At 61.3% G+C, this 18093-nt stretch carries 13 protein-coding genes and 1 tRNA gene; 8 read left to right on the forward strand and 6 right to left on the reverse strand.

Going from position 1 to position 18093, the window contains the following annotated elements:
- Positions 1 to 82: 82 nt before the first annotated feature.
- Positions 83 to 1237, reverse strand: coding sequence for a PatB family C-S lyase (locus QMX98_RS22305; protein ID WP_010460356.1), 1155 nt, complete (start codon positions 1235 to 1237; stop codon positions 83 to 85).
- Positions 1238 to 1593: 356 nt separating this feature from the next.
- Here QMX98_RS22305 and fdnG point away from each other — a divergent pair, with 356 nt between their 5' ends.
- The 7 genes from fdnG (at position 1594) to QMX98_RS22340 (ending at position 10655) form a co-directional block, all read left to right on the forward strand.
- A complete protein-coding gene (fdnG, locus tag QMX98_RS22310; protein ID WP_282411394.1) occupies positions 1594 to 4659 on the forward strand; it encodes a formate dehydrogenase-N subunit alpha in 3066 nt (1021 codons plus the stop codon).
- Positions 4660 to 5595 carry a formate dehydrogenase subunit beta gene (gene fdxH, locus QMX98_RS22315; protein WP_102593668.1) on the forward strand — a complete coding sequence of 312 codons (936 nt, stop codon included), beginning with the start codon at positions 4660 to 4662 and terminating at the stop codon, positions 5593 to 5595. It abuts the gene before it with no gap.
- A complete protein-coding gene (locus tag QMX98_RS22320) occupies positions 5592 to 6245 on the forward strand; it encodes a formate dehydrogenase subunit gamma (RefSeq protein WP_282411395.1) in 654 nt (217 codons plus the stop codon). The genes fdxH and QMX98_RS22320 overlap by 4 nt, the downstream gene beginning before the upstream one ends.
- A gap of 5 nt (positions 6246 to 6250) precedes the next feature.
- Positions 6251 to 7177, forward strand: a complete 927-nt coding sequence (fdhE, locus tag QMX98_RS22325; protein WP_077748482.1) for a formate dehydrogenase accessory protein FdhE — start codon at positions 6251 to 6253, stop codon at positions 7175 to 7177.
- Between the two features lie 50 nt (positions 7178 to 7227).
- Complete coding sequence (gene selA / locus QMX98_RS22330; RefSeq protein ID WP_282411396.1) at positions 7228 to 8649, forward strand: L-seryl-tRNA(Sec) selenium transferase; 1422 nt, start codon at positions 7228 to 7230, stop codon at positions 8647 to 8649.
- On the forward strand, positions 8646 to 10553 hold the full coding sequence (gene selB / locus QMX98_RS22335) for a selenocysteine-specific translation elongation factor (RefSeq protein ID WP_282411397.1): 1908 nt from the start codon (positions 8646 to 8648) through the stop codon (positions 10551 to 10553). The genes selA and selB overlap by 4 nt, the downstream gene beginning before the upstream one ends.
- A 6-nt stretch (positions 10554 to 10559) precedes the next feature.
- Positions 10560 to 10655, forward strand: a tRNA-Sec gene (locus tag QMX98_RS22340).
- A gap of 7 nt (positions 10656 to 10662) precedes the next feature.
- Here QMX98_RS22340 and QMX98_RS22345 read toward each other — a convergent pair.
- The 5 genes from QMX98_RS22345 to phbB form a co-directional block, all read right to left on the reverse strand.
- Positions 10663 to 11985 carry an OprD family porin gene (locus QMX98_RS22345; protein ID WP_282411398.1) on the reverse strand — a complete coding sequence of 441 codons (1323 nt, stop codon included), beginning with the start codon at positions 11983 to 11985 and terminating at the stop codon, positions 10663 to 10665.
- Between the two features lie 66 nt (positions 11986 to 12051).
- Positions 12052 to 12705: a hydrolase gene (locus QMX98_RS22350; RefSeq protein WP_282411399.1), complete on the reverse strand. Its 654-nt coding sequence runs from the start codon at positions 12703 to 12705 to the stop codon at positions 12052 to 12054.
- Between the two features lie 144 nt (positions 12706 to 12849).
- Positions 12850 to 14553, reverse strand: a complete 1704-nt coding sequence (gene phaC, locus QMX98_RS22355) for a class I poly(R)-hydroxyalkanoic acid synthase (protein ID WP_221105956.1) — start codon at positions 14551 to 14553, stop codon at positions 12850 to 12852.
- A 99-nt stretch (positions 14554 to 14652) separates the two neighbouring features.
- Positions 14653 to 15831 (reverse strand): acetyl-CoA C-acetyltransferase, encoded by a 1179-nt coding sequence (locus QMX98_RS22360; RefSeq protein WP_077748477.1) that lies wholly within the window; start codon positions 15829 to 15831, stop codon positions 14653 to 14655.
- A gap of 57 nt (positions 15832 to 15888) precedes the next feature.
- Positions 15889 to 16635 (reverse strand): acetoacetyl-CoA reductase, encoded by a 747-nt coding sequence (gene phbB / locus QMX98_RS22365; protein ID WP_010460332.1) that lies wholly within the window; start codon positions 16633 to 16635, stop codon positions 15889 to 15891.
- Between the two features lie 281 nt (positions 16636 to 16916).
- Between phbB and QMX98_RS22370 the strand changes: the two genes are divergently transcribed.
- Positions 16917 to 17954, forward strand: coding sequence for an AraC family transcriptional regulator (locus QMX98_RS22370; RefSeq protein ID WP_010460330.1), 1038 nt, complete (start codon positions 16917 to 16919; stop codon positions 17952 to 17954).
- Positions 17955 to 18093 lie beyond the last annotated feature (139 nt).

Consider the following 18093-nt stretch of genomic DNA (forward strand, 5'->3'; position numbering starts at 1 on the left):
CGGTGTGTCAGTCATACATGTGTCAACTGGCACACCGCCTTCGCGAGCAAGCTTCGCTCCTACAAGGGGATTTGTCGTGTTGTCAGGCCTTGAGGTTGAGCAAACTACGCGCCATGCGTGCCAAGCCTTCTTCGAGCAATGCCCGTGGGCAGCCGAAGTTCAGGCGCACGAACTGGCGGTTGTTGTCACCGAAATCCAGGCCGGGGCTGAGGCCGACCTTGGCCTGGTCGAGGAAGAACTGCTGCGGATTGTCCAGCCCCAGGGCAGAGCAATCGAGCCATGCCAGATACGTCCCCTGCGGGATGTTCATCGTCACGCCCGGCAAGCGCGTGCGAACCGCTTCCACCAGGTAGTCCCGATTGCCTTGCAGGTACGCCGTCAACCCGGCCAGCCACGGGCCGCCTTCGCTGTAGGCAACGCGAGTGGCTTCCATTCCCAGCGGGTTGACGCTGTCGACCATGCCACAACGGGCATGATTGACCCGCGCACGCACCGCCGAATCCTGGATGATCATGAAGGAGGTTTTAAGACCGGCAATGTTGTAAGCCTTGCTCGCCGACATCAGGGTGATGGTGCGCTGGGCGATCTGCGGGCTGAGCGATGCCGTGGGAATGTGCACGCGCCCGTCGAAGCACAACTCGGCGTGGATTTCGTCGGAGATGATCCACGCGTTGTGTTCCAGGCAAATGTCCGCCAGCGCTTGCAGTTCTTCCCGCGGGAAAACCTTGCCCAGCGGATTGTGCGGGTTGCTCAGCAACAGCGCGCCGCCACCGGTCAGTGCTTCGCTCAAGGCCGCGAGCGGCGTGTCATACGTGCCGTCAGCCAACGCGTCGAATTCCAGTTCAACCTTGTTCAAGCCCCAATGACCTGGCGCATGACGCAGCGGCGGGTAGTTCGGCACCTGGACCACGACGTTTTGTTGCGGCTCGATCAGCGCCTTCAGGGCCATGTTGAAACCCGACTCCACACCCGGCAGGAAGATCAGTTCCTCCGGCAAGACGCGCCAGGCGTATTTGTTCCAGAGGTCGGCGACGATGGCAGCGCGCAAATCGTCCTGAGGCACGCTGTAGCCGACCATCGGGTGTTCCAGGCGTTTACGCAGGGCTTCAAGGATGACCGGCGGCGCGGCGAAGTCCATGTCGGCGACCCACATCGGCAACACGTCGGCCGGGTAGCGGCTCCACTTGGTACTGCCGGTGTTGTGGCGGTCGAACACCTGATCAAAATCGAAGGTCATGCTCAGTCTCATAAAAAGCGGGGTTGAACGTGGCGCCATGATAAACGCCAAGCCCCTGTGGGAGCGAGACGGTAATCGCCCAAACAACACAAACCCCTGTGGGAGCGAGCCTGCTCGCGATGGCGTCAGCTCATTCAACATCTATGCAAACTGACCCACCGCTATCGCGAGTAGGCTCGCTCCCACAGGGTTATGCGTGATGGCTGGCATTTGGGCACTGTCCGATGGTCGGTTTTCAGGCAGTCAGTTCTCCCATTGTCTAGAGTTCAAAGTGTCGGTAGCCACGCTGCCGGCACCGTGATCGTCCAGAAAAACCCGGCAAAAGTACCGGGTCTCCACCTGATCAGGAGTGCACGATGGACCTCAACCGTCGTCAGTTCTTCAAGGTCGCCGGTATCGGCCTTGCGGGCTCGAGCCTCGGCGCGCTGGGCATGCTGCCTACGCCTGCCTTTGCCGAGCAGGTACGCCATTTCAAACTCGCCCACACCCATGAAACCCGCAACACCTGCCCGTACTGCTCGGTCGGCTGCGGGTTGATCATGTACAGCCAGGGCGATAACGCCAAAAACGTCTCGCAAAGCATCATCCACATCGAAGGCGACGCAGACCACCCGGTCAACCGCGGCACCCTGTGCCCCAAAGGCGCCGGCCTGCTGGACTTCATTCACAGCCCCGGGCGCCTGCAATATCCGCAGGTGCGCAAACCCGGCAGCACCGAGTGGACGCGCATCTCCTGGGATGAGGCACTGGATCGCGTTGCCGACCTGATGAAGGCCGACCGCGACGCCAACTTCATCGAGAAGAACGACAAAGGCCAAACGGTGAACCGCTGGCTGACTACCGGTTTTCTCGCAGCCTCGGCGGCGTCCAACGAAGCGGGTTATATCACCCACAAGGTCATTCGCAGTCTCGGCATGCTGGGGTTCGATAACCAGGCGCGTGTCTGACACGGCCCGACGGTGGCAAGTCTTGCCCCGACGTACGGCCGTGGTGCCATGACCAATCACTGGACCGATATCGCCAACGCGAATCTGATCCTGGTGATGGGCGGCAACGCAGCAGAAGCGCACCCGTGCGGTTTCAAATGGGTGACCGAAGCCAAGGCGCACAACAAGGCGCGCTTGATCGTGGTCGATCCGCGTTTTACCCGGACCGCCTCGGTGGCCGACTATTACGCGCCCATTCGCACCGGCACCGACATCGCCTTCATGGGCGGGTTGATCAATTACCTGCTGAACGAGAACAAAATCCAGCACGAATACGTGCGCAACTACACCGACGTGTCGTTTATCGTCAAAGCGGGGTACGGCTTCGAGGACGGCATATTCAGCGGTTACGACGCGGCCAAACGTGTGTATACCGACAAATCCGGCTGGGGGTACGAATTGGGCCCGGACGGTTTCGTCAAAACCGACCCGAGCCTGCAAGACCCGCACTGCGTGTATCAGCTGATGAAGCAGCATTACAGCCGCTACAACATCGAACTGGCGAGCCAGATTTGCGGTATGCCGGTTGATGCCATGCAGAGGATCTGGGAAGAAATCGCCACCTGCTCGCAACCGGGCAAGACCATGACGATTCTCTACGCGCTGGGCTGGACCCAGCACTCGATCGGTTCGCAAATCATCCGCAGCGCGGCGATGGTGCAACTGCTGTTAGGCAACGTCGGCATGCCGGGCGGGGGCGTCAATGCCTTGCGCGGGCACTCCAACATCCAGGGCTTGACCGACCTCGGCTTACTGTCCAACGCACTGCCGGGCTACCTGACCCTGCCGAACGACGCCGAGCAGGATTACACCGCCTACATCACCAAGCGCACGCAAATGCCGTTGCGTCCGGGGCAGCTGTCCTACTGGCAGAACTACAGCAAATTCCACGTCAGCCTGATGAAGGCCTGGTACCGCGACAACGCCACGCTGGAGAACAACTGGGCTTACGACTATTTGCCGAAACTGGACATTCCCAACTACGACATCCTCAAAGTGTTCGACCTGATGGGCCAGGGCAAGGTCAACGGCTATATGTGCCAGGGGTTCAACCCCATCGCGGCGCTGCCTGACAAGAATCGCGTCATGGCGGCCCTGGCCAAGCTCAAATGGCTGGTGGTGATGGACCCGCTGTCCACTGAAACCTCGGAGTTCTGGCGCAATGTCGGGCCGTACAACGATGTGGAAACCGCCGGCATCCAGACCGAAGTCATTCGCCTGCCCACCACCTGTTTCGCCGAGGAGGACGGCTCGCTGGTCAACAGCAGCCGCTGGCTGCAATGGCACTGGAAAGGCGCCGATGGCCCGGGCGAGGCGCGCACCGACGTTCAGATCATGAGCGAACTGTTCCTGCGGCTGCGCCAGCGCTATCAAGCCAAGGGCGGGGCTTATCCCGACCCGATCCTCAAACTGTCGTGGCCGTACAAGATCGCCGACGAACCCTCGCCGGAAGAACTGGCGCGAGAAATCAACGGCACGGCCGTCACCGACTACACCGACGCCACGGGCGCGACGATCAAGGCGAATGCGCAACTGGCCGGGTTTGGCCAGCTCAAGGACGACGGCAGCACGGCGTGCGGCTGCTGGATTTTCTGCGGCAGCTGGACCGAGGCGGGCAATCAGATGGCCCGGCGCGACAACAGCGACCCCTACGGCATGCACCAACATCAGGGCTGGGCCTGGTCCTGGCCGGCCAACCGACGGATTCTCTACAACCGCGCTTCGGCCGACCCGCAAGGCAAGCCATGGGACGAGAAAAAGCGCCTGGTGTGGTGGAACGGTAAAGCCTGGGGCGGCACCGATGTGCCGGACTTCAAGGCCGACTCGCCGCCGGAAGCAGGGATGAATCCGTTCATCATGAACCCCGAAGGCATCGCGCGGTTCTTCGCCGTCGACAAGATGAACGAAGGCCCATTTCCCGAGCATTACGAGCCGTTCGAGACGCCGATCGGCATCAACCCGCTGCACCCGCAAAACAAGAAAGCCACCAGCAACCCGGCGGCACGGATCTTCGATTCGGTGTGGGATTCCCTCGGCGTGGCCAAAGACTATCCGTATGCGGCGACCAGCTACCGGCTGACCGAGCATTTCCACTTCTGGAGCAAGCATTGCAAGCTCAACGCGATTTCCCAACCCGAGCAATTCGTCGAGATTGGTGAAGTGCTGGCCAAGGAGAAAGGCATTGTCGCCGGCGACCGGGTCCGGGTCAGTTCCAAGCGCGGGCACATCGAAGCGGTGGCGGTGGTGACCAAGCGGATTCGTCCGCTGCAGGTCAACAATCAGGTGGTGCATCAGATCGGTATCCCGCTGCACTGGGGCTTTACCGGCCTCACGCGCCACGGTTACCTGACCAACACCCTGGTGCCGTTCCTCGGCGATGGCAACACACAGACCCCGGAATCCAAGTCATTCCTGGTCAACGTGGAGAAAGTCTAAATGGCCAGCCAAGACATCATCGCCCGTTCGGCCACCACCACCGTGCCGTCCTCGGTGCGCAACCAGGAGGAAGTGGCCAAGCTGATCGACACCACCAAGTGCATCGGTTGCAAGGCCTGCCAGGTCGCCTGTTCGGAATGGAACGAGTTGCGCGACGACGTCGGCCACAACCTCGGCACCTACGACAACCCGCAAGACCTCAGCGCAGAAACCTGGACCCTGATGCGCTTCACCGAGCATGAAACCGATGCCGGCAACCTGGAGTGGCTGATCCGCAAGGATGGCTGCATGCACTGCGCCGAGCCGGGTTGCCTGGCGGCGTGCCCGAGCCCGGGGGCGATCATCAAGCACGCCAACGGCATCGTCGATTTCGATCAGGACCATTGCATCGGTTGCGGCTATTGCATCACCGGGTGCCCGTTCAACATTCCGCGGATCTCGCAAAAGGATCACAAGGCCTATAAATGCACCTTGTGTTCAGACCGGGTGGAAGTGGGGCTGGAACCGGCCTGCGTGAAAACCTGCCCGACCGGCGCCATCGTGTTCGGCAGCAAGGAAGACATGAAAGAACACGCCGCCGAACGCATCGTCGACCTGAAAAGCCGCGGCTTCGATCACGCCGGCCTGTACGACCCCGAAGGCGTGGGCGGTACGCACGTCATGTACGTGCTGCATCACGCCGACACGCCGACGCTGTACGCCGGTTTGCCGGGCAGCCCGACGATCAGCCCGCTGGTGGAATTGTGGAAAGGCGTGAGCAAACCCTTGGGCTTGCTGGCCATGGGCCTGGCGGTGCTGGCCGGGTTCTTCCATTACGTGCGCGTCGGGCCGCAAGTGGTTGAAGAAGATGAATTGCCGCCGCTCAACGACCCGGCCGTGCATGAAGTCGATCCGTCGGTGCATACCTTTGATCCGCGTGGGGAGGACAGACCATGATCCGCAGACAGATCCTGCGCTACACCCCAAACCAGCGCACCAATCACTGGCTGGTGGCGATCCTGTTTTTCACGGCCGCGCTGTCAGGCCTGGCGCTCTTTCACCCGGCGTTGTTCTGGCTAAGCCACCTGTTCGGCGGCGGGCCGTGGACACGCATCCTGCACCCGTTCCTGGGGGTGGCGATGTTTGTGCTGTTCCTCGGCCTGGTGATCCAGTTCTTTCGGGCGAATTTCTTTATCAGCAATGACCGGTTGTGGCTCCGGCGCGTCGGGCGGGTGATCCGCAATGAAGAGGAGGGTGTGCCGCCGATCGGCAAGTACAACCCGGGGCAGAAGCTGCTGTTCTGGATCTTGTTGCTGTGCATGCTGGTGTTGCTGTTCAGCGGGTTGGTGATCTGGCGTGCATATTTCAGCGAATACTTCGGCATCACCTCGATTCGCTGGGCGATGCTGCTTCACGCGTTGGCGGGTTTTGTGCTGGTGTTGAGCATCATCATCCACATTTACGCAGGGATCTGGATCAAAGGCTCGGTCAGCGCCATGGTGCATGGCGGGGTCAGCCGCGCCTGGGCGAAGAAGCACCATGAGCTCTGGTATCGGGAAGTGACCCGGGACGAGCACCCTGAGCGGCCGATCAGCAAAAAAGGATAAGCCCTTTGGCAACCATTCTTGAGCCTGGAGAGATCGAAGCGGCGGCGGGTTCTCCGCCGTTCCTGCACCTGCCACCGAACAACCTGTTCGCGTTGCGGGCGCTGCGCCTGGAAAAACTGGCAGACGGGCACCCACTGGCCGATTACTTGCGGCTGGTGGCGGACCTGTGCCGCGTTCAGCAGGACCTGTTGGACAATCCACCTGACTCGGCGCCACTCGATCCCGAGCGTCTGCGAATGTGCCAGCAACACGGTCTGCCACCGTTCGCCGCCGACAGCCTGGTGCGCGAAGACACCTGGCTCGCGTATCTCGACGCCTTGTTGCAGCGGTATTCGCCACCACCAGACTCCGCCGTCGAGAAAGCCATCGCGTCCTTGCGCAATGCCAACAGCGGGCAACGCAAAGCCTGGGCGATCGCACTGGTCAGCGGCCAGTATTCGCTGCTGCCGGCGGCGCTGGTGCCCTTTCTTGGCGCAGCGTTGCAGGCCGCGTTCAGTCATTGGCTGCTGCACACGCCGAAGCTTGCGCTCAAACCCGGCGACAGCCTCAACCAATGCCCGGCCTGTGGTTCGCCGGCCATGGCCGGGGTCATTCGCCATCGCGGCAAACACAACGGTTTGCGTTATCTGGTGTGCTCGTTGTGTGCCTGCGAATGGCACGTGGTGCGGGTCAAATGCGTGTACTGCGAACAAAGCAAAGGCCTGGAATACGTCAGCCTCGATGACGACCGCCATGCCGCCAATCAGGCGCCGCTGCGCGCCGAAACCTGCCCCGGCTGCCACAGCTACCTGAAACTGCTGTACCTGGAAAACGACGCCGAGGCCGAAGCGCTCTCGACCGACCTGACCAGCCTGATGCTGGACATGCGTCTGGAACAGGAGGGTTACGTGCGCCCGGCACCGAATCTTCTGCTCGCACCGGGAGGCGATTAAGCACAACGGCTACACTCAGGCGCGACAGTTAACGTTTGCGGGAGCGCCTGATGCCTGCCAGATCCGCCAGCCCAGCCTTGCGGCTGCCTTCCATCGACAGTTTGCTGCGCCATCCGGCGTGCCTGCCATTGACCGAGCGCTATGGGCGTGACGCGCTGCTGGCCAGCCTGCGGCAGTTGCTGGATGACCTGCGCGAACCGGTTCTGTCAAGCCAACTCGACGCCGTTGAAATCACCCCCGAAGTCTTGGCTGGCAGAGCGGGCGAGCGCCTGGATCTCCAGCATCGCAGCCAGGTACGCCGGGTGTTCAACCTGACCGGCACGGTGCTGCACACCAACCTTGGCCGCGCGTTATTGCCAGACGAAGCCATCGATGCGGTGCAAAGGGCCGCTCGCTATCCGCTCAATCTCGAATTCGACCTGCAAAGCGGCAAGCGCGGCGACCGTGACGACCTGATCGAAGGCCTGATCCGTGAACTGACCGGTGCCGAAGCCGTGACCGTGGTCAACAATAACGCCGCTGCCGTGCTGCTGACGCTCAACAGCCTGGGCGCGCGCAAGGAAGGGATCATTTCACGAGGCGAGCTGATCGAAATCGGCGGCGCCTTCCGCATTCCCGACATCATGGCCAGGGCCGGCGTCAAACTGCACGAAGTCGGCACCACCAATCGCACCCACGCCCGGGATTACGAGGCGGCGATTGGCCCGCGCAGTGGTCTGCTGATGCGGGTGCATGCGAGCAATTACGCCATTGAAGGCTTCACCGCCCGGGTGCCGACGGCCGAGTTGGCTGAATTGGCGCACAAGCACGGGCTGCCACTGCTCGAAGACCTTGGCAGCGGCAGTCTGCTGGACCTGACCCGTTGGGGCTTGCCCGCCGAACCCACGGTGCGCCAGGCGTTGATCGATGGCGCGGACATCGTCACCTTCAGCGGCGACAAGTTACTCGGCGGTCCACAGGCCGGGTTGATCGTCGGCCGCAAAGACTTGATCGCGAAGATCAAGAAGAACCCGCTCAAACGTGCGTTGCGGGTCGACAAACTGACCCTGGCAGCCCTCGAAGCGGTGTTGAGTCTGTACCGCAATCCCGATCAACTGGCCGAACGACTGCCGAGCCTGCGCCTGCTGACCCGAGCGCAGGCCGACATTCTTGCGCAAGCCGAACGCCTGCAACCGTCATTGGCGCAGGCTCTGGGCGATGGCTGGAGCGTCAGCGCAGTGGCGGCGCTGGGCATGATCGGCAGCGGCAGCCAACCGGTGGCTCGCCTGCCGAGCGCGGCGTTGTGCCTGCGCCCGTTGGTGAGTAAACGCCTGCGCGGCCGGCATTTACTGGGGCTGGAGGCCGCGTTCCGTCAGCTGGCCATTCCGGTGCTTGGCCGGATTGACGACGACGCGCTGTGGCTGGACCTGCGCCAACTGGACGACGAAGCCGCGTGGCGGGCGCAACTCGATCAATTGCAGGTTCCAGGGTGATTGTCGGCACCGCCGGGCACATCGACCACGGCAAGACGGCGTTACTCCAGGCATTGACTGGCCAGGCCGGCGACCGTCGCCGGGAAGAGCGCGAGCGCGGCATGACCATCGACCTCGGTTATCTCTACGCCGCATTGGAACCGAGCGCTGCATTGACCGGTTTTATCGACGTACCGGGTCATGAGCGCTTCACTCACAACATGCTGGCCGGAGCCCAGGGCATCGATCTGGTATTGCTGGTAGTGGCGGCGGATGACGGCGTCATGCCCCAGACCCGCGAACATCTGGCAATCGTCGAACTGCTGGGCATCCCTCGGGCGCTGGTGGCGATCAGCAAATGCGACCGGGTCGATCCGGCCCGCGTGCAGGCCGTGCGCGAACAAATCGAAAGTTTGCTGGCGCCCGGGCCGTATGCCGGCGCGCCGCAGATTGCCCTGTCGAGCGTGACCGGGGAGGGCGTCGAGACGTTGCGTCTGGCCTTGCTGGATGCGCAGCGTGATGTGCTGCAACGCAGCACCCGTGGCGGTTTTCGTCTGGCGATTGATCGTGCGTTCAGCGTGGCCGGGGCCGGTATCGTGGTGACCGGCACGGCGCTGTCCGGGCAGGTTGCCGTGGGCGATACGCTGATGCTCGGTCCGTTGGGCAAGTCCGTGCGCGTGCGTGGCTTGCATGCGCAAAACCAGGCCGCAGAGATTGGGGTTGCGGGTCAGCGAGTGGCGCTGAACCTGAGTGCCGAGCGCTTGGCACTGGAGCAGATTCACCGTGGCCACTGGCTGGTGTCCGAGTGGCTCTACGCACCGACCCAGCGCCTGGACATCGACATGCGGTTACTGGCCAGCGAAGCCAAGGCGTTCGAGCACTTTCAAACGGTGCATGTTCACTTGGGGACGCAGGATGTCACGGGGCGAGTGGCGCTGTTGGAAGGTGCCAGCGTTGCGCCGGGTGAACGGATGTTCGCGCAAATCCTGCTGAATGCGCCGGCGCAGGTGGTGAAGGGCGATCCGTTGATTCTGCGTGACCAGAGCGCTCAACGAACCCTCGGCGGTGGCCGGGTGCTCGACCCGTTCGCCCCGACCCGACACCGTCGCAGCCCCGAGCGATTGGCGCAGCTGCAGGCACTCGCCACCCGCCATGAGCTGGAAGACGTGCTGCCTGCGTTATTGCTGAACAGTGAAACCGGGCTCGACCCGCGACGCCTGGAGCGTCAGTTCAACCGGCCGCGTGACACCTGGGCCCTGCCCGCCAATATCCGTTTGATCGATACCCGCCAAGGACCCTTGCTGTTCAGCGCTGACCGTTGGGAAGCGCTGAAAGCGCCATTGCTGGGGCATCTGGCTCGTTTCCACCAGCTCGAACCGGACCAGATGGGCCCCGACCGGGATCGCTTGCGGCGCTTCGCCGGGACATCTTTGGATCGGCCGACTTTCATCAGCCTGGTCGACGAATTACTCACCAGTGGCGCCATGCTGGCCAGCGGGCCGTGGCTGCATTTGCCCGAGCATCAGGTGCGCTTGAGCGAAGAGGACGAAGCGTTGTGGCAACAGCTGCAACCGTTGTTCGAACAGGCCGGATTCAATGCCCCATGGGTGCGCGACCTTGGCCATGACGAAGTGACGGTGCGCCTGCTGCTGCGAAAAATGGCGAGGCTGGGGCTGGTGCATCAGGTCGTCCGCGACCTGTTCTACACCGAAGCAGTCATTCGCCGATTGGCGGCTATGCTTGTGCAACTGGCCGCGCAGAACCCGGTGATTCAGGTCACGGCATTTCGCGATGCCGTGGGCCTGGGGCGCAAGCGCAGCATCCAGATCCTCGAATACTTCGACCGGCTGGGCCTGACCCGACGCTTTGGCGACAAGCGCCATCTGCGGCTCGACAATGCCCTGGCCCAGCCATCAGGAAACTGACTTCAAGGAAGGCAATCGCGCCCGGTGGCGCGGCCGGGCTTCAAACCCGGTTGGGGACGGCATCCGTTCCCGGGCAGGTTCGACTCCGGCTGCCTTCCGCCATTTCCCTTCATAGATGCCCGAAATTCAGCGGGTACTGAACGACCACGTACACCCGGTCAATATCATCGCCGGCCTGCGCCGCATTGGCCCGATGCGAGACATGGGACAGTTGCAGCGATAACCCTTTGGCCGCGCCGGACTGCACGATGTAGCGCAGGTCGATGTCGCGCTCCCAATGCCGGCCGCCATCGCCTTGTTGTGGCACGTATTCGCCGATGGACTCATCGAAAGGGTTGTAGGCGCCGCCCTTGGGCGCACGGGTGCCGTCGATCCGGCTGCCCATGACGTAACGGGTCATGAAATTCAGGCCAGGTATGCCGAAGGTGCTCAAATCGAGGTCGTAGCGTGCCTGCCATGAGCGTTCGTGGGCGCCGTTGAAATCGGCGTACTTGATCGAGTTGGCGAGGTAGATCGAGTCGCCGCCGACAAAATCGAACGGCGTATCGCCATTGATTTTTTGATAGGCCAGGGTGAAGGCGTGGGCATCGACGGTGTACTTGCCCGACAGGCTGAACGCGGTGTTGTCGATGGCGCCGGCCAGCGCTTTGCCGGTGTCTTGCGTGTGGTAGAGATTGGCGTCGAGGAACACCCCGGGCTGCTTCAGGTGCAGGTTGGCGTAGTACTGATGCCAGGTGTCGCTGAGTTCTGAGGCATAGAGCGCGCCGCCGACGGGGCGTTGGGTGAATAAGTCAGTGCCCAGAAACGTAATGCCTCCGGCTTCGGTGTTGGCGCCGTAGCCGTAGAAATTGCCTTTGCTCGAAGAACTGTCCTGGTTTTTGAACGCGGTGAAATGCCCGGCCAGCAGATTCACGTCATCGATTTCGCGGCTGTTCAATAGAAAGCCTGTGGCGTATTCCGGTTGCAAGCGTTTGTCCGCGGTGTCGAACACCGGGGTTTCCACCATCATTTCACCGAACGCCAAGGTGGTTCGCGAGGCTCTGATTTTCAGTGCGCCGCCGCCACTGGAATAGTTGTCTTCGCTACGGCCGTCATCATTCACGGGCAGCAATCCGGTCCCGGAATGACCTTTGCCGCCATCCAGCTTCAATCCCAGAAAGGCGTGGGCGTCGAGGCCTAAGCCGAGCGTGCCGGGTGTGAATCCAGATTCAAAAGTGCTGATAAAGCCTTGAGCCCACTCGGCTTTATAGCTTTTACCTGTCGGCGAAGGGGACCGGTAGTCGCTGTTGAGGTAGAAGGTGCGGCTGAGCACGTCAAGCGCCGCGCCATCCAGAAACCCTTGTGCGGGTTCATCCGCCCAGGCTGTTCCGGCGAACAGCACCGACAACCAAAAGGGCAACCGGGTACGCAGGTCTTGCTTGCCAAACTTCATCATCAATCACCACGCAGCAGCGACTGCGGAGGGTCCGCAGTCGCTCGCTTTTCAGAGGAGGACCGCTTAATGGCCTTCCGAGGCACCGAACATTGTTTTGGCGTAGATCAGGCCAAGACCGTAGGAACCACCGTTGGCAATCGAGGTTTTCACGGTTTCTTCATAGGTTTCGGTACGTGCCCAGTCGCGTTGCAGTTCGAGCAGGTATTGCAGCGAGGTCATTGGACGGGCGCCGATCTGGATCATGCGCTGCATAGCCATTTCATGGGCTTCGGTGCTGACGTCGCCACAGGCGTCGGCAATCACGTAGACCTCAAAACCCTGGTCGATGGCCGACAGCGCCGGGCCGACGATGCACACCGAGGTCCACAGGCCGGCGAGGACGATTTTCTGTTTGCCGAATTTGTTGACTTCGACGGCGATGCGCTCGTCTTCCCAGGTGTTCATGCTGGTGCGGTCGATGACGTTGTGTTCAGGAAACACCGACTTGATTTCGTCGAAGATCGGCCCGGAAAAGCTCTTCTCGGCGACAGTGGTCAGGATGGTCGAGACTTTGAAGCCGCGCGCGGCCTTGGCCACGAGGGCTGCGTTGTTGCGCAGGGTGACGACGTCGATCGACTTGGTCGCGAAGGACATCTGCGATTGGTGATCAATCATGATCAGGGTGTGGTCGGTCGGGGTCAGCAGGGTTTTGCCGGGAGCAGCTTTGGCGATGGCCATGGCGAGGTCCTTACGGGTGAGTGAGGAGGCCATGGTTGCGCAGATTCAGGCGGGAATATTGAAGCGATGTGCTGTGTTTGGTTATTTGCGAGGACGCCTGAAGAACGGCCCCGCGCAATATCGGTCAGTGCGCGGGGCCTTCGGTCATTGCATCACATAACGCCCGGGTGCCGATTCCAGCGCCGGGTAGTGCGCGTTGCCGATGTGCGACACCGACGGCTGACGCTCGCCGGCCTGGTCTGCCAGCCAGACAAACCAGTCATTCCACCAGCTGCCGGCCTGTTCCTGGGCATTCATGAACCAGGTGTCGGGATCCTTCGACACTCGATTGTTGGTCCAGTAATGGCGTTTTTCCTTGGCCGGTGGGTTGATCACCCCGGCGATGTGCCCTGAGGCACCCAGCACAAAGCGCTTGGTCCCGGAGAGCAATTGGGTGCTGGCGTAAGCGCTGCGCCACGGCACGATGTGATCGTCGTGGGTGGCGAGGATGTACGCCGGTGCATCGATGGCGCGCAGGTTGAGCTTGACCCCGCAGCAGTCCAGCTCACCTGATTTCAGGTCGTTCTGCAGGTAGGTGTGACGCAGATACCAGCAGTACATCGGCCCCGGAAGGTTGGTGCTGTCGTTGTTCCAGAACAGCAAGTCGAGGGGGATGGGTTTCTGGCCCTTGAGGTATTTGTCGACGTTGTAGTTCCACCACAAATCATTCGGGCGCAGCAGCGAGAAGGTGTTGCCCATGTCCTCGCCCTTGAACAGGCCGATGGGGCCCTCCTGACCACCGATGGTGCGCTCGCGGTAGGCCACCAGTTGTTCGTCGACGAAGATGTCGATGGGGCCGGTGTCGAGGTAATCGAGGAAGGTGGTCAACAGGCTCACGCTGCCAATGTCCTTGTCGCCGCGCGCCGCCAGTACCGCCAGCGCCGAACTCAACAGCGTGCCGCCGATGCAGAAACCCACGCAATTGGGGCGTTGTTCGCCGCTGATCTCGCGGGTCACTTGCAGGCCTTTGATGATGCCGGTGTCGATCAGGTCATCCCAGGTGGTGCCGGCGTGCGCCTGATCGAAGTTGCGCCACGACATCAGGAACACCGGGTGGCCTTGTTGCAGCAGATGGCGAACCATCGAGTTGTCCGGGCGCAGGTCGAGGATGTAGTACTTGTTGATCGACGGCGGGACGATGAACACCGGGCGCCGGTACTGGGTTTCGCTTTGCGGGTAGTACTGAATCAACTGGAACAGTTCGTTCTCGAACACCACTTCGCCGGGGGTGTTGGCCAGGTCCACGCCGACCTTGAAAGCGCCGCTGTCGCACTGACGCATCTTGCCTTCTTGCAGGTCGCTGGCCAGGTGCAACAGGCCGGTGAACAGGCTGCCGCCCTGAGTGTCGACGACGCGTTGCAAGGCATCGGGGTTGCTCGCCAGAAAGTTGCTGGGCGCCCCGGCGGCAATCGCTTGCTCCACCAGATACAGCAGACGCTGGCGGGGTTTCTTGTCTTTGATCGGCAGTTTATCGAGCAGCTTCAGCAGAAAACCGGCATTGAGCAGGTAGAACGCCGCGAGGGAGCCGAACAGCGGTGTGCTCCAGTTGCCACTGGAAAAACGTCGATCTTCAAAGGAAAACGGCTGGCCGGTCAGCAGCCGCTGGCCCAGATCACCCCATTGGGTTTGATACTCGGCTTGCAGGCTTTCCAGTGTGGTGCGTGGCAGGTCAAACCACTTCTCGTATTCCTGGCCGGTGAACCAAGGATTGGTGCTCACCCACAAGCGTAATTGTTGCACTGCAAAGGAGGCAATGAACGGGACCTGGCCTGACCAGAAGGTGTTGAAGGTGTGCGCGTTATTGTCCATGGAACTCCTTGCCCACATCGGTAAACCGGGCAGAAAAAAACCGCGGTGCCGCCATTCGGCACCGCGTCAGCAGTCAAGCAAGCAGTCCTGTGATTCTTGTTATCGTTCGATGACCAGGCTGACACCTTGGCCGCCACCGATGCACAACGTGGCCAGGCCTTTTTTGCCGTCACGGCGAATGAGCTCGTGCACCAGCGAGACCAGAATTCGCGCGCCCGACGCGCCGATCGGATGCCCCAACGCAATCGCGCCACCGTTGACGTTGACCTTGGCGGTGTCCCAACCCAGTTCCTTGCCAACCGCCAGTGATTGCGCGGCAAACGCTTCGTTGGCTTCGATCAGGTCGAGGTCGTCCAGGCTCCAGCCGGCTTTTTCCAGCACCAGACGGGTGGCCGGGACCGGGCCGATGCCCATGATCGACGGGTCGACGCCCGCACTGGCGTAAGCCTTGATGCGCGCCAGCACCGGCAAGCCGAGGGCCTGGGCCTTGGCGGCGCTGGCCAGCAGCAACACGGCGGCGCCATCGTTGAGAGTCGACGAATTGCCGGCGGTCACGCTGCCGTCTTTCTTGAACGCCGGTTTAAGGTTGCTCAACGCTTGCAGCGTGCCGCCCGGGCGCGGTTGTTCATCCGTGTCGAACACCAGCGTATCGCCCTTGCGCTGAGGGATCAGGATCGGGGTGATTTGCCCCTTGAAGTAGCCCGCTTCGATGGCGGCGGCTGCTTTCTGTTGCGAGGCGGCGGCGAAGGCGTCCTGATCTTCGCGGCTGACGCTGTACTGCGTGGCCAGATTCTCAGCGGTGATTCCCATGTGGTAGTCGTTGAAGGCATCCCACAAACCGTCCTGAATCACGCTGTCTTGCAACTGCGCATGACCCAGACGCAAACCGGTGCGTACCTTGGGCAGCACATAAGGCGCCAGGCTCATGTTTTCCTGACCGCCGGCAATCACCAGCTCGGCGTCGCCGCAGCGGATCGCCTGAACCGCCAGTTGCACAGCCTTGAGGCCCGAGCCGCAGACCTTGTTCAGCGTCAGGGCAGGGGTGGTGAAGGGCAGGCCGGCCTTGATTGCCGTCTGACGTGCCGGGTTTTGCCCCGAGCCTGCGGTGAGCACCTGGCCCAGAATCACTTCATCAATCTGCGTGCCGTCCAGGCCGGTTTCTTCCAGCAGACGGCGGATCACCGCTGCGCCCAGTTCAGTGGCTGGAATCGCGGACAAGGCCCCTTGAAAACTGCCGATGGCGGTACGTGTAGCGGCAACGATTACGACTTCGTTCATGCGTGACCTCATTAAGATGTTGTCGAGCGGGAGCAGGGCGTCCTTGCCCTGATCGGTCTACTGCATGTTCATGCCGCCGTTCACCGAGAAATCAGCGCCGGTGCTGTAGCCCGATTCATCGGAGGCCAGCCAGGCGACGATCGAGGCGATTTCTTCGGGTTGGCCGAGGCGCCCGACGGGGGTGGCGGCGATCATGGTGTCGAGGATGTCCGGGCGGATGGCCGCGGTCATGCTGGTCTGGATGTAACCCGGGGAGACGGTGTTGACGGTCACGCCCTTGCCGGACACTTCCCGCGCCAGGGCCATGGTGAAGCCATGGATGCCGGCCTTGGCCGCGCTGTAGTTGGTCTGGCCGAACTGGCCTCGTTGGCCGTTGATCGAGGAGATATTGATGACCCGTCCCCAGCCTTTGGCCAACATTCCTTCAATCACCTGCTTGGTGGTGTTGAACATGCCGCTCAAGTTGGTGCCGATCACGGCATTCCAGTCCTCGGGCGTCAACTTGCGGAAGGAGGCATCCCGGGTGATGCCGGCGTTATTGACCAACACATCGATCGGGCCGAATTGTTCCCGCGCCATCTCGAAGGCCTTGCGCGTCGACTCCCAATCGGTGATGTCGCCGTAGATGCATTCGAACTGATAACCGGCTGCCAATTGGCCGGCAATCCAGTCGTTTTTGCGGGCGGAATCCGAGCTGCAACCGACGATGACTTTGAACCCTTCCTTGTACAGGCGCTGGCTGATCGCCGTACCAATCCCACCCATACCACCTGTGACCAACGCAATACGACCAAGCGACTTCATAAGCTCCGTTCCTCTTTTTTGTTTTGCGCTGCAAGATGGGCGATTGTTCGGTATTGGCGGGGGATGCGGAAGTGTTTGGAGGTGACGGGCTGGTGTCCAAAGGCGCCATGGCTGGTTTAGTTGCATCCGGGCGACGAATGGCCGGGAACAGTGGCGAAAAATGAGGATTACCTATACTGGGATCAATATTGGCAACGGAACCACTCGTTAATATTTGATTTATTTCAGATCAGTCACGGCTCCGGACAGGATGTCCGGTTCCACAGGTCATTGAGGACGCCATGTATAAAATGAGTTCAGGCTATGCCAGCGTGCTGGTCAATACGCTCTCGGCCCAAGGACTGGATGTTGCCAGTCTGTGTCGGGAGGCTGGACTAGACATTGACCTCGCGGACCAACCAGGTGCGTTTTGCGAGCGAAAGGCCATCTATCGACTCTGGGAGCTGGCCGCCGAAGCCTCGGGCGATCAGGACATTGGCTTGAGGGCCTATGGCAGTTTCCACCCCGGCAGCTTTCAGATCATCGGCTACACCATGATGTCCAGCCTGAACCTGAAAAACGCCCTCGAACGCCTGGTCCGTTTCAGTCCGCTGATTGGCACCGGGTTCAGCCTGTTCTTTACCGCCGAACAGCAACATTACCGGTTGTCCGGGCTCGATCATCAGCAGCAGGGTTCGGTCAAACCGCGCCAATACACCGATGCCGGGCTGGCGTCGTTGTTGGGGTTCTGCCGCAAGCTGGCGGGCGGCAACGCACCGCAACCCTTGAGCGTCGAATTCACCTATCCAGAACCCGAAGACACCACCGAGCATCGACGGCTGTTTGGCTGCAATCTGCAGTTCAACGCGCCTTACGACAGCATTTTGTTTGACGGGCAGGAATTGATGCGACCGTTGAGCATGGCCAACGAAACGCTGGCGGTGCTGCATGACAGTTTTGCCGAGGCGCAACTGGACCTGCTGTTTGGTTTTTGCATTGTCGGGCGAATTCGCGCGCTGATTACCGAGCGCCTGAGTCAGGGCCAGGGGCAATGCGACATGGAATCGATTGCGGCGGCCTTGAACATCAGCAAGCGAACGCTGCAACGAGCGCTGGAAAAGGAAGGGACACAGTTCAAGGACGTGCTGAGCGCGGTGCGCCGGCAACTCGCTGATTTCTACCTGCGCCATTCTCACTTCAACATGAAGCATGTCGCCTATCTCCTTGGCTTTCATGACCACAGCAGCTTCAACAAAGCTTGTAGCCGCTGGTTTGGCATGACGCCGGGGCAGTATCGGTCCGATGAATCGTTCGAGATCCAGGAAGCCGCGCCAGTGTGACGCGGTGAACTGCCCTAACATTTTGTCGACAACGAACCCCTGTGGGAGCGCGTTTTTGTGGCGAGGGAGCTTGCTCCCGCTGGGTCGCGAAGCGGCCCCAAAAGCCATGCGACTGCTTCGCAGCCGAGCGGGAGCAAGC

This window comes from Pseudomonas sp. PS02303, from assembly GCF_029959925.1.
In the GTDB taxonomy this organism is placed as follows: domain Bacteria; phylum Pseudomonadota; class Gammaproteobacteria; order Pseudomonadales; family Pseudomonadaceae; genus Aquipseudomonas; species Aquipseudomonas mandelii.